A 12,328-nucleotide genomic window follows, 5' to 3' on the forward strand; every position below is an offset into this window, starting at 1 on the left:
AGCGAAAAACTTTTATAATGAAAAGAAAAATACTTTTTCTTGGAGAATCGTATCGCGCCGACGCCATAACTTGGATGAAAGGCCTGAAAGAATTTGGTGATTTTGAAATTATCACTTGGGAACTTCAAACTTCAAACAATCAGAGATTCAAACGTATTCTAGAGTATTTCTTCGCTCCGATTTCTATTCGTAAAATCATCAAAAAAGAAAAACCAGATATGGTTATCGCAGAAAGAACTACTAGTTACGGTTTTCTTGCTGCTTTATCCGGATCTAAAACTATCGCAATCGCACAACAAGGCCGCACCGATTTATGGCCAGAAACTTCTGTTTTATATCCTTATAAAAAATTCATTCAGAAATATGCTTTCAAAAAAGCGCATTTAATTCATGCGTGGGGACCTGTTATGGCAATTCACATGAAAGCAACTGGCGTTGACATGAACAAAGTTTTGGTACTCCCAAAAGGAATTGACTTAGAACTTTTCACTCCTTTAACCAATAATTCAAATAAAATTGAAGCGATTGTTACGCGTTCGCTTCAGCCTGAATATCGACACGATTCTATTTTAAAAGCTTTCGGAATTTTAAATCAAAAAGGAATTGATTTCTCTTTGACAATTGTTGGAGACGGAACAAGATTGCAATCTTTAAAAGATTTAGCGAAAGAACTTCAAATCGAAAACAAAGTGATTTTTACCGGAAGAATTCCAAATACAGAACTTCCTAAATTATTACAGCAATCTAATATTTATATCAGCATGCCAATTACTGAAGGTGTTTCGGCATCTTTATTTGAAGCCATGGCCTGCAATTGTTATCCTGTAGTTTCTGACATTCCTGGAAATCAAAGCTGGATAACACATCGTGAAAACGGACAATTGATTGAAATTGATAATATCGAAATGCTTGCAGAAGAATTGATTTGGTCGTTTGAAAATGCTGAATTACGAAATGAGAGTATTATTCGAAATAGAAAATTTGTTGAGGAAAATGCGAATTATGATATTAATATGAAAGTTATTTCGGAGAAATATCATCAGTTATTAAATTCACAAACAATGAAATAACCTTAACCTTTATTCTTTAGGATAAGCTAAAGAAACTTTTTTACGATAAGAATCATAAACTACATAATGAAATTCTTTTTCATCTTTCAAAATTAAAAACTCCTCTAAATCCTTTTTTGCAGAAAAAACAACTTCGCAATTCGATAAATCAATCTGTTTTTTAGAATCGACGCAATCTTTTATAATTTCTTGCTGATTGCTTCCATTAGTATTTTGCCATGAGTAATCATACTTTTTCCATTCTTTGTAAAAATTATTGGTCAGTTGATTGTATAGAATTTTATCTTTATCTTCCTGTAAAATTCCGTTACTCGGAATTAATCGAATAACATCTTCTTTTTCTTTATAAACATAAAAAATACCTAAATCTTTACTAACATCTCCCAGTTGTGATTTTTTCCCTCCACAATAAAACCCAACAAAACGAATATTTTCAACAATCATACGTATATGATCCTCATCAACAACTGTATAAGTACCTGAAGTAAAAACAGAGCAACCATTAGGACATTCAATTGGCTCATCACATAAAAATGTGCCATCTAATTTGAACATTAAACGGCGACCATAATTATTCTGTGCTGATTTAGATTTAATCAAAGAATATTCTGCAACATCTGTATATCCAATTACATCTTTCGTTTTCCATTCACCGACAATATTAATTTGCGCGAAAGAAGAAATTGATAAAAAGAAACTTAAAAAGAGGAAAACTTTATTCTTAAGAAAAAATTCTTTCATAATTATAACATTATAATTCTTTCAAACTTACAAAAGAAATCAATTTGTTTTTCGAGGCTTGATATTTATTTAAAACCCGTTTCAAATAAATTATAATCCTTACTTTTGACACTGATTAAAAAGCCTTTTATATATGGAAATCCAATCCAATTTTTCTTTAAAAAAACACAACACTTTTGGTATTGAAGCCAATGCAAAACAATTCGTTGCCGTTCATTCTATCGATGAATTAAAAACAATTTTAGAAGAAAACAAAAACGAGAAAAAGTTCATTTTAGGAGGAGGAAGCAATATGCTTTTAACGAAAGATATTGAGGCCTTAGTTATTCATATTGATTTAAAAGGAAAAAAAATCACAAAAGAAGACGACGATTTTGTTTGGGTTGAAAGTCAAGCCGGCGAAACCTGGCACGATTTCGTTCTTTGGACAATCGAAAACAATTTTGGCGGATTAGAAAACATGTCGTTGATTCCAGGAAATGTTGGTACAACTCCAGTGCAGAATATTGGCGCATATGGAACCGAAATTAAAGATACTTTTATTTCTTGCGAAGCGATGAATATTGTAACGCAACAAATGAAAACGTTCACAAATGCCGAATGTAATTTTGGTTATCGCGAAAGTATTTTCAAACACGAAGTAAAAGACCAATATATTATTACTTCGGTTATTTTTAAATTGACGAAACGCAATCATAAAATCAATACTTCTTACGGAGATATTTTAGCTGAATTGGCTAAAAACAACATTTCTGAACCAACATTAAAAGATGTAAGCAATGCTGTAATTGCTATCAGACAAAGCAAATTGCCAGATCCGAAAGAATTAGGAAATAGCGGAAGTTTCTTCAAAAATCCGATTTTATTAAAATCTGATTTTGAGAAAATCCATCAAAAATTCCCTGAAATGAAATATTATGAAGTTTCAGATACTGAAGTTAAAGTTCCGGCAGGATGGTTGATTGAGCAAGCGGGCTTTAAAGGAAAACGTTTTGGCGACGCCGGAGTTCATAAAAATCAAGCTTTGGTTTTAGTGAATTATGGAAATGCAACGGGGCAGGAAATTTTGGCTGTTTCTAAAGAAGTTCAAAAAACAGTTTTTGAAAAATTCGGAATTCATATTGAAGCCGAAGTCAATGTGATCTAAAAATTAAGGTTTTCAAACCTTCGAACCTTTGTTTCTTTGAGCCTTTGAACCTAAAAAAGAAAAAAATGTACACTCCAGATTTATACAAAAACGAAAATCCTGAAGAAATCAGAACTTTTTTAAAAGAAAACAGTTTTGGAATCCTAATCAATCAAACTAATGGAAAATTGTGCGCAACTCATATTCCAATAGAACTTGAAATTAATGCTGACGGAAAAGAAATTTTGCAAGGACATATTTCAAAACTGAATCCGCAAGCAGAAGGTTTTAAGGAAAACGATCAGGTTTTAGCCGTTTTTACAGGTCCGCATAGTTATATTTCTTCTTCTTGGTATGATCATGAAAATGTACCAACATGGAACTATATAGCCGTACATGTTTATGGAAAAATCAAGATTGTGGATTATGAAACTTCTGTTGAGCAATTAAAAAAATTGGTTGATAAGTACGAAGCAAATTCAGAAAATCCTGTTCGTGTTGAAAATTTATCAGAAAAAACAATGCGTGAAGCAAGAGGAATCTTCGGTTTTGAAATCGAAATCAGTGAAATTCAGGCAACTAAAAAACTATCTCAAAATCGTGATGATTTTAATTATAAAAACATAATTTCGGAATTAGAAAAAACCGAAAACCCTCAGGCTATTGCTGTTGCAAAAGAAATGTCAAAATGCCGAAAGTAAATTGGTTTTGGACATTGAAAATTAGGAATTCATAAGTACATTTGCACTCGCAAGATTCAGAAATTAAAAGATATTAAAATCAGATGCTTACAATTTTATTTTACTTTTTTATTGGTATCGTTGTCGTACAACTTTTTTATTACTTAGGAGTATTTGGAAAGTTTGCTTTCGCTAAACAACAAGAAATTACACCCAAAAAACTTCCGGTTTCCGTAATTGTCTGTGCCAAAAATGAAGAAGAAAATGTCAAGAAATTTATACCGCTTTTAGCCGAACAAGATTATCCGGATTTTGAAATTGTTTTAATTGATGACGCTTCAAGAGATGAAACTTTAGAGGTTTTTGAAGAATTTGAAAAACAGTATTCAAATATTCGTTTAGTGAAAGTTGAAAATAACGAAGCTTTCTGGGGAAATAAAAAATATGCGCTGACTTTAGGAATCAAAGCTTCGAAAAAAGAATACCTTTTATTTACTGATGCCGATTGTTATCCAACTTCTAAAAATTGGATCACTTCAATGACTTCGCATTTTACAATGAACAAAACTATTGTTCTTGGTTATGGAGGTTATGAAAAAATAAATCGTTCAATATTAAACAAAGTAATTCGTTTTGAAACCATTTTAACTGCCGTACAATATTTTTCATGGGCAAAAATAGGCGTTCCATATATGGGAGTTGGACGAAATCTTGCTTACAAAAAAGAAGAATTTTTTAATGTAAATGGTTTTATTGATCACATTCAAGTGCGTTCTGGTGATGATGATTTATTCATAAATCAGGCAGCAAACAAATCAAACACAACAATTTCCTATAATCCTGAAAGTTTTACATATTCAAAACCGAAAGAATCTTATAAAGAGTGGTTCAATCAAAAAAGAAGACACGTTTCGACTGCAGAACATTACAAGTTTTTTGACAAAATGCAATTGGGTATTTTTTATATCTCACAATTATTTTTCTTTATTTTGGTTATCCTTTTATTGTCTTTCCAATTTCAATGGATTGCAGTGTTGGCAATTTTAGCGACTCGTTATACCGTTGCATGGACCGTAATGGGATTTTCAGCTGGAAAACTAAAAGAAAAAGACTTGAAAATTTGGTTTCCTGTTGTAGAGATGATGCTTATATTGACACAAATTAATATCTTTATAACTAATATCTTTTCAAAACCGGTACATTGGAAATAAATTCTAAAATAGAAAAAGCAAAAAAAGGCGATCAGATCGCCTTTACTTTTTTATTAGATTTTTATTGGAATGAAGTTTACGGCTTCATGCTGAAGCGCACCGAAAACGAAACAATTGCCGAAGATATCACTATTGAAACTTTCTCAAAAGCTTTCGACAAGATCGCCACATACAACTCCGAATTTAAATTCAATACCTGGCTGATTAGCATCGCAAAAAATGTTTATATAGATTTATTGCGTAAAAAGAAAACCAATCTTTTTATCGAAATCACAGATAGCGAAGATCAGCAGGCATACAACATTGCCGACCCTACTCCATCTGCAGAAGATGCATTAATTAAAGAGCAAAATCTCTCTCGTTTGCTTTTATGCATCAAAGAATTAAAACCCCACTATCAGGAAGTTATTCAACTTCGTTATTTTCAGGAAATGTCCTATCAGGAGATCGCTTCTAAAATTGATGAGCCTTTAAGCAATGTAAAAGTCAAACTTCTTCGTGCCAAAAAATTATTGGCAGAAATCATTGAACGTAACAGATAATTTATTATCTTTAAGAAAAGATTAAAGTATTGTCATACTTTTTCTTAAAAAACTTATTATCTAACATACTAAAACAACAACTCCTACGTTGTTTGCTAAAACCCAAACCCTATTCGCGTATGATTTAAAGTTACTTAACCTTAAAATCCAAAAATCATGTCAAAATCAAGCATCTATGAAAGCAAGTGGACCGATCTTGTTTTCGAAAACAAAAACAAAGAGTATGGAGCGTATCAATTACGCCAAGAAAATTCTAAAACAACAGTTACTGCCTTATTTATGGCGTTGCTGTTGATAGCCGCCTTAGGAAGCGCATCGATGCTGATTAATAAGTTAAGACCACATGAAGCTGTTGAACCTATTACTACTCTTCCAGATCCAATTGTTGTAAAAGTAGATCCATTGGTAAAACCTGAAAAACAGGAACCTGTTGCTCCACCTGCACAAAAACAGGAAGCTACTAAACCAATTACTTCGGAACAGTTAACAAATCCTGTTGTATCTCGTACAGAAGAAGCTGTTCAGGAAATTGCAACAAATGTTGAAAATCATACGGTTGTAGACAATGCTACAGGTGGCGATGGAACTGTAACAAATGCATTGCCAGGAAGCGGTGGAGAAGGAAATGTTTCCGATCCAGCTCCGGTTGACAATAGCCCTGTAATTGCAGCAGCACTAGACAAAATGCCTAGTTTTCCTGGAGGAATGGACAAGTTTTACAGCTATGTTGGAAATAACTTTAAAAGACCAGAATTGGACGCTGAAATGACTCTTAAAGTATATGTTTCTTTTGTAATTGAAAGAGACGGATCAATAACTGACATCATGGTACAAAAAGATCCAGGTTACGGAATGGGCAAAGAAGCTATTAGAGTATTAAAATCATTAAAAACAAAATGGGTTCCAGGTGTTTTAAATGGAAAAGCTGTTAGAACAGCATATAATCTTCCTATTACAATTAAAACACAACCTGAATAAAATAATAATCGAAAAACAGAAAAGCAGAACTTAGGTTCTGCTTTTTTTATGCTATAAAACTTAACCTCACAAATCTCATTTATTATTTAAAGACGAACTTATTTTTTAATTTTAATTACTTTTGCTATTCCTTAAAAAGGCAAAACATTTACACTAAAACTAAAAACTAAAAAATGGGAATATTTTCTGCTCTTATGGGCAATGCAGGTACTGTCAGTCAAGAAGATTTACTTAAAAAATACGGACAACTTTTAACTGATAACGAAGAAATCGAAATGGGTTTTAAATTGATTCGTGACACTTTTATTTTCACAAACAAAAGATTAATTCTAGTTGATGTTCAAGGAATTACAGGAAGCAAAACGGAATACAAATCAATCGCTTATAAAAGCATTACTCGTTTTAGTGTTGAAACTGCCGGTACTTTTGATTTGGATGCCGAATTGAAAATTTGGGTTTCAAGCGAATTAAACCCGAGTATTGTAAAACAATTCAATAAATCTGTAAATGTGTATGATGTTCAAAAAGTTTTGGCACACCACGTTTTAGGATAATCTTTTAAATAAAAAAAACGGCAAATTTAAAATTTGCCGTTTTTTTTATTTAAATCAGAACAACTATTTCTTTTTAGTTGTTGTCGTTTTCTTTGTTGTAGTTGCTTTTTTTGTTGTAGTAGTTTTGACAACAGGAGCTGTATTTACAATTTTTTGCTGTACATATGGCTTATATAAACCATCTTTTTCTGCTCTTGCTTTAGCATCATCGGCTCTTTTAGCAGAATCCGGGTGCGAACTCATCATTCTGTCAAGAAAAGAAGCTTCAGCTCCCTGACTCATTTTAGCCAAAATTCTAAAAGCAGATTCTTCAGCATTTACATTGTAACCATTTTTCTTTAAGAAATTATACGAAAACAAATCGGCTTCAGCTTCTTGTTTTCGGCTGTGTTTACTATCAATCATTGCACTTCCTATTTTCCCTAACTGACTATCTGTTACAGCACTAATTTTTGTTGATTGTGAAGATGCTCCATCAATTAAAGCTTCTTTTTGATAAGCCGCTCGCATAGCATCTCTCGTATCATTATTTGCTACGTGACCAATTTCATGACCAATAACCGCCAACAATTCATTATCATCCATAATATCCATTAAACCTGAATATACACGAACACTTCCGTCAGCAGTTGCAAATGCGTTTACTTCTTTCAATTTATAAACTTTATAATTCAGCGTATACCCTTCACCAGAAGTATATTTTCCAAAAACCCTGTTTAATCTTAAAGTATAACCATCGTTTGGTCCTGCAACTTCATTTGTCGAATCTAATTTACGAACAGCTTCTTTCGATAAAGTTGCTGCATCAGCATTAGTCAAGGTAAAACTAGTGACACCTTTTTGCAGCGCTCCCATTGCTTTATCTCCTAAATTAATTTGCGCATTCATTTTAGTAAATCCCAATGTGGCAAATAAAATTCCTAAAACTATTAATTTCTTTTTCATGTTTTTATTTATTACAATTTAACAACAAATGTACTACATTATATTTCTATTTTTATTTCAAAAAAAGGTATTTTATAACAAATAAAGGTATAAAAATTAAAGGATTAAAAGTCAACTATATATCATAATTATTGGGCTTAAGAGGCTAGACAAACAAAAAGAGGAATATTTTGACAAATGTGGTTCTTAAAAATCGTATTTTTAACATTTAAACTGAATTATATTCAAACAGAACTTCCTACTTCATAAACATCAATCATCAAATAAACCCACAAACAAATCCCAAAATAAACTACATTCCTTATCTTTGTATTTTGAATTTTGATATATGGAAACAGTCATTGAAAATATACCAACTGGAAAACCTAAATGGTTAAAGGTTAAACTTCCAATTGGACAAAAATATACTGAACTTCGTGGTTTAGTTGATAAATACAGCTTAAACACAATTTGTACTTCTGGAAGCTGCCCAAATATGGGGGAATGCTGGGGTGAAGGAACAGCAACTTTTATGATTCTTGGAAACATCTGTACACGTTCTTGCGGTTTTTGCGGTGTAAAAACCGGACGTCCAGAAACAGTAGATTGGGATGAGCCAGAAAAAGTTGCCCGCTCTATTAAAATCATGAACATCAAACACGCTGTAATTACTAGCGTTGACAGAGATGATTTAAAAGATGGAGGATCTATAATCTGGATTGAAACTGTAAAAGCAATCCGAAGAATGAACCCAAATACTACACTTGAAACTTTAATTCCGGATTTTCAGGGAATCGAAAGAAACATAGACCGAATTGTCGAAGCAAATCCTGAAGTAGTTTCTCATAACGTTGAAACGGTTCGCCGATTAACACGAGAAGTTCGAATTCAGGCAAAATATGACCGTAGTCTTGAAGTTTTGCGTTACTTAAAAGAAAAAGGAATCAACAGAACTAAATCTGGAATTATGTTAGGTCTTGGTGAAACTGAAGAAGAAGTTTTTCAGACGATGACTGATTTACGCAATGCAAATGTTGATGTCGTTACTATTGGACAATACCTACAACCAAGTAAAAAACATTTGCCTGTAAAGGAATTTATTACTCCTGAACAATTTGCGAGATACGAAAAATTTGGACTTGAATTAGGTTTCCGTCATGTTGAAAGCGGGCCATTGGTTCGTTCTTCATACAAAGCACAAAAACATATTTTATAAAAAGTTTAACCGTTTAATCGTTTAATTGTAAAACCGATTAAACGGTTAAACGATTAAACAAATAAACGAAAAATTGAAAACTAGAATTGCTATAAATGGTTTTGGAAGAATCGGCAGAAATTTATTTCGCCTACTTTTAAATCATCCAGAAATTGAAGTTGTTGCCATCAACGATATTGCCGACAATAAAACGATGGCACATTTAATAAAATACGACAGTATTCATGGTGTTTTGCCTTTTACTGTGAGTCATGATGAAGAATCAATTATTGTTGATAATAAACATTTTAAGTTTTTTCATGAAAAAAATATTTCTAACTTAGATTGGAAAAGCCACAATATTGATTTTGTAATTGAATCAACCGGAAAATATAAAACGCATGAAGAATTAAATGCGCATCTGGAAGCTGGAGCAAAAAAGGTAATTCTTTCAGCTCCGTCAGAAGTTGACACAATAAAAACAGTAGTTTTAGGTGTAAATGAAGATATTTTAGAAGGAAATGAGACAATTGTTTCAAATGCAAGCTGCACAACAAATAATGCTGCGCCTATGATTAAAATCATTGACGATCTTTGCGGAATTGAACAAGCTTATATTACAACGATACATTCATACACAACTGACCAAAGTCTTCACGACCAGCCACATAAGGATTTACGCAGGGCGCGAGGCGCAAGTCAGTCGATTGTTCCAACAACTACAGGTGCAGCTAAGGCATTAACAAAAATTTTTCCTAAATTGCATCAAAAAATCGGAGGATGTGGTATTCGTGTTCCAGTTCCCGATGGTTCATTAACAGATATTACATTCAATGTAAAACGTGCTGTTACTATTGAAGAAATTAATAAAGCATTTGAAATAGCCTCAAAAACAAATTTAAAAGGAATATTAGATTACACAGAAGATCCGATCGTTTCTGTTGATATAATTGGAAATAGACATTCGTGCTTATTTGATGCTCAACTTACTTCTGTCATTGATAAAATGGTAAAAGTAGTGGGCTGGTACGATAACGAAATTGGTTATTCATCAAGATTAATAGATTTGATTTTACTGATAAGAAAAACATAAATTCATTGTAAAAGCATTGCCATACATGAAATACCGCATTCTTATTCTTGTTTGTTTTTTTAGTTCAATTTTGTATTCTCAAACCAAAAAGAATACGGATAGTATTTCCTATTACAATAAATTAGCCAACTCAAATCTTGAAAAGAAAAAGTACAATAAGGCACTTTTTTACACTAAAAAATCTATTGATTTTTGCCAAACTAATAATAAAACTGAAAATTTAGCCAATCAAACTTTCAAACTGGGGAAAATTTATTACAACCAGCAGAAATTTGATGCGGCTTTAAAAAACTTTCATAAAAGCGTTTCGCTGTTTGATAAAGTAAAACCAACATGTACAAAAATATTGGCTTTGCATTATATTGGAGCCACCAATACCGCACAGGGAAATTTTGAAATTGGCAATATTTATTACAAAAAAGCAGACAGCTTATTAAAAGAATTAAAAATTGTCGATCATGGCGAAATTTTAGGTTATCAAAAAGCGATGGCTTTAAAAATTGGAAAAAATTTGCCGCTTTCTGCAAAGACCTTCCAAAAAATAGTAAAGAAACCTGACAATCCAAAAATCCTTAAAACAAAAGCAGATTCTTATTATCAACTTGGACTTCTTGAAACTGCACTTAAGCGAAATGATTCGGCTTTAGTTTATTTTGACAATGCTCTCGATTATAGCGCAAAAAACAACAATCTTGTTCAAAAATCTAAGATTATACTTGCTATCAGTCAGTATTACAAAAAACACAGAAATTTTGATCTTGCCTATTCTTATTTAGATGAGCATTATCAGATTGAAAATTATATTTTAAAACTTAAAAACGCAAAATTGGATCTCAATGAATTTGAGAAATTCAAAAAAACGCAATCCATAAACAATACGATTCAGCGAGAAAGTGACCAGAAAATCCAGCTTAAAACCTATCGTTATTCAAAATTGGTTAGTATTCTGGCAATTGCATTGATTTCGATTTTATCACTTTTAAGTCTGGCGCTTTACAAAAACAATATTATTCGAAACCAGAATAATTTACTTTTAAGAGAAAAAAACAAAGAACTGATTTTGGCAAAAAACAAAGCCGAAAAAGCTTCAAAAGCCAGATCTGAATTTTTATCAACAGTAAGTCATGAACTCCGGACTCCGCTTAATGCAATCAACGGAATTACACATTTACTTTTAGAAGACAATCCTAAAAAAAATCAATTAAAATATCTAGAATCATTGAAATTCTCAGGAAACTACCTGACTACTTTTATCAATGAAATTCTGGAAATCAACAAAATTGACTCCACTAAAGTTGAAGTTGAATATATTAGTTTCAATTTAAAAGAACTGTTGTTTAACATTCAGAGTTCTTTAAAAGAATTGGCTACAGCCAATAAAAACTACTTCAATCTGGAAATTGACGAAGCAATTCCTGATAATTTGATTGGTGACCCAACAAAATTGTCTCAAATTATACTCAACTTAATCAACAACGCTTTAAAATTCACACAAAATGGGCATGTCAATGTAATCGCAAAATTATATGCGATTGAAGAAGAAAATGCCACGGTTTATTTTGAAATCGTAGATACTGGAATTGGAATTCCGGAAGACAAACTACAATCTGTTTTTGAAAGTTTTTCGCAAGGTTCTATTGAAGTAAACCGTAAATATGGCGGAACAGGTTTAGGTCTTACTATTGTAAAAAAATTAATTGAGTTACTTGGCGGCGAAATAAAATTAAAAAGTGAAGTTGGTAAAGGTTCTACTTTTACTTTCAAATTAAATTTCCACATTAATACTGAGCCATTAGAAGTCGTTGAAGAAAACACAAAATTATACAGCGACAAACAATTAGAGCATAAATCGATTTTATTGATTGAAGACAACAAAATCAATCAGATGATTACTCGAAAAATGCTGGAAAACAAAGCCATTTGCTGTGATATAATTGACAATGGTGAAGAAGCTGTCGAACTTTTAAAAGCAAAACGTTTTGATATGGTTTTGATGGATGTACATTTGCCTGGCATCAACGGAACAACGGCTACAAAATTGATTCGAGAGTTTGACAAAACAACTCCAATTATTGCCTTGACAGCCATTTCACTTGACGAAAATCGCGATATGCTTTTATCTTTCGGAATGAACGATGTAATTACAAAACCATTTGTGCCTGACGAATTCTACAGTACAATTGCTAAGTTTTTTGATTAACTAAGCATCTAAGA

The 12,328-nt window shown here is 32.1% G+C and carries 12 protein-coding genes; 10 read left to right on the forward strand and 2 right to left on the reverse strand.

Annotated features, from left to right (window positions below; all coding sequences use genetic code 11):
* Positions 1-17 precede the first annotated feature (17 nt).
* On the forward strand, positions 18-1,070 hold the full coding sequence (locus GQ47_RS15250; protein WP_081909366.1) for a glycosyltransferase: 1,053 nt from the start codon (positions 18-20) through the stop codon (positions 1,068-1,070).
* 9 nt (positions 1,071-1,079) lie between these two features.
* Here GQ47_RS15250 and GQ47_RS15255 read toward each other — a convergent pair whose 3' ends face one another.
* The gene (locus GQ47_RS15255) at positions 1,080-1,811 is read right to left on the reverse strand and encodes a hypothetical protein (protein WP_035650122.1); all 732 of its coding nucleotides are present in this window, start codon (positions 1,809-1,811) and stop codon (positions 1,080-1,082) included.
* 133 nt (positions 1,812-1,944) lie between these two features.
* On the opposite strand from GQ47_RS15255, the gene murB reads away from it, so the two are divergent.
* The 6 genes from murB to GQ47_RS15285 all read left to right on the forward strand — a co-directional run bounded on the left by murB (position 1,945) and on the right by GQ47_RS15285 (position 6,902).
* On the forward strand, positions 1,945-2,958 hold the full coding sequence (murB, locus tag GQ47_RS15260) for a UDP-N-acetylmuramate dehydrogenase (RefSeq protein WP_035650125.1): 1,014 nt from the start codon (positions 1,945-1,947) through the stop codon (positions 2,956-2,958).
* 65 nt (positions 2,959-3,023) lie between these two features.
* Positions 3,024-3,638: an FMN-binding negative transcriptional regulator gene (locus tag GQ47_RS15265; protein WP_035650127.1), complete on the forward strand. Its 615-nt coding sequence runs from the start codon at positions 3,024-3,026 to the stop codon at positions 3,636-3,638.
* 83 nt (positions 3,639-3,721) lie between these two features.
* A complete protein-coding gene (locus GQ47_RS15270) occupies positions 3,722-4,828 on the forward strand; it encodes a glycosyltransferase (RefSeq protein WP_035650128.1) in 1,107 nt (368 codons plus the stop codon).
* Positions 4,819-5,370 carry an RNA polymerase sigma factor gene (locus GQ47_RS15275; RefSeq protein ID WP_035650130.1) on the forward strand — a complete coding sequence of 184 codons (552 nt, stop codon included), beginning with the start codon at positions 4,819-4,821 and terminating at the stop codon, positions 5,368-5,370. The genes GQ47_RS15270 and GQ47_RS15275 overlap by 10 nt, the downstream gene beginning before the upstream one ends.
* A 156-nt stretch (positions 5,371-5,526) precedes the next feature.
* Entirely contained in the window at positions 5,527-6,348 is an 822-nt protein-coding gene (locus tag GQ47_RS15280) for an energy transducer TonB (protein ID WP_035650132.1), read from the forward strand.
* Positions 6,349-6,521: 173 nt separating this feature from the next.
* The gene (locus GQ47_RS15285; protein WP_035650134.1) at positions 6,522-6,902 is read left to right on the forward strand and encodes a PH domain-containing protein; all 381 of its coding nucleotides are present in this window, start codon (positions 6,522-6,524) and stop codon (positions 6,900-6,902) included.
* A 63-nt stretch (positions 6,903-6,965) separates the two neighbouring features.
* Here the strand turns inward: GQ47_RS15285 and GQ47_RS15290 are convergent, their stop codons facing one another.
* Complete coding sequence (locus tag GQ47_RS15290; protein WP_035650136.1) at positions 6,966-7,847, reverse strand: M48 family metalloprotease; 882 nt, start codon at positions 7,845-7,847, stop codon at positions 6,966-6,968.
* Between the two features lie 328 nt (positions 7,848-8,175).
* On the opposite strand from GQ47_RS15290, the gene lipA reads away from it, so the two are divergent.
* The 3 genes from lipA to GQ47_RS15305 all read left to right on the forward strand — a co-directional run bounded on the left by lipA (position 8,176) and on the right by GQ47_RS15305 (position 12,314).
* The gene (gene lipA, locus GQ47_RS15295; RefSeq protein ID WP_035650139.1) at positions 8,176-9,042 is read left to right on the forward strand and encodes a lipoyl synthase; all 867 of its coding nucleotides are present in this window, start codon (positions 8,176-8,178) and stop codon (positions 9,040-9,042) included.
* 73 nt (positions 9,043-9,115) lie between these two features.
* Positions 9,116-10,114: a type I glyceraldehyde-3-phosphate dehydrogenase gene (gene gap / locus GQ47_RS15300; RefSeq protein ID WP_035650142.1), complete on the forward strand. Its 999-nt coding sequence runs from the start codon at positions 9,116-9,118 to the stop codon at positions 10,112-10,114.
* A 25-nt stretch (positions 10,115-10,139) separates the two neighbouring features.
* Positions 10,140-12,314, forward strand: coding sequence for a tetratricopeptide repeat-containing hybrid sensor histidine kinase/response regulator (locus GQ47_RS15305; protein ID WP_035650146.1), 2,175 nt, complete (start codon positions 10,140-10,142; stop codon positions 12,312-12,314).
* Positions 12,315-12,328 lie beyond the last annotated feature (14 nt).

Origin of the sequence: Flavobacterium sp. ASV13, from assembly GCF_000745775.1 — a bacterium.
Taxonomy (GTDB): Bacteria; Bacteroidota; Bacteroidia; order Flavobacteriales; family Flavobacteriaceae; genus Flavobacterium.

Bases quoted from the DNA above. Each gene is read 5' to 3' on its own strand.
- GQ47_RS15250 (WP_081909366.1), top strand. From the start codon at position 18: ATGAAAAGAAAAATACTTTTTCTTGGAGAATCGTATCGCGCCGACGCC.
- GQ47_RS15255 (WP_035650122.1), bottom strand. From the start codon at position 1,811: ATGAAAGAATTTTTTCTTAAGAATAAAGTTTTCCTCTTTTTAAGTTTC.
- murB (WP_035650125.1), top strand. From the start codon at position 1,945: ATGGAAATCCAATCCAATTTTTCTTTAAAAAAACACAACACTTTTGGT.
- GQ47_RS15265 (WP_035650127.1), top strand. From the start codon at position 3,024: ATGTACACTCCAGATTTATACAAAAACGAAAATCCTGAAGAAATCAGA.
- GQ47_RS15270 (WP_035650128.1), top strand. From the start codon at position 3,722: ATGCTTACAATTTTATTTTACTTTTTTATTGGTATCGTTGTCGTACAA.
- GQ47_RS15280 (WP_035650132.1), top strand. From the start codon at position 5,527: ATGTCAAAATCAAGCATCTATGAAAGCAAGTGGACCGATCTTGTTTTC.
- GQ47_RS15285 (WP_035650134.1), top strand. From the start codon at position 6,522: ATGGGAATATTTTCTGCTCTTATGGGCAATGCAGGTACTGTCAGTCAA.
- GQ47_RS15290 (WP_035650136.1), bottom strand. From the start codon at position 7,847: ATGAAAAAGAAATTAATAGTTTTAGGAATTTTATTTGCCACATTGGGA.
- lipA (WP_035650139.1), top strand. From the start codon at position 8,176: ATGGAAACAGTCATTGAAAATATACCAACTGGAAAACCTAAATGGTTA.
- GQ47_RS15305 (WP_035650146.1), top strand. From the start codon at position 10,140: ATGAAATACCGCATTCTTATTCTTGTTTGTTTTTTTAGTTCAATTTTG.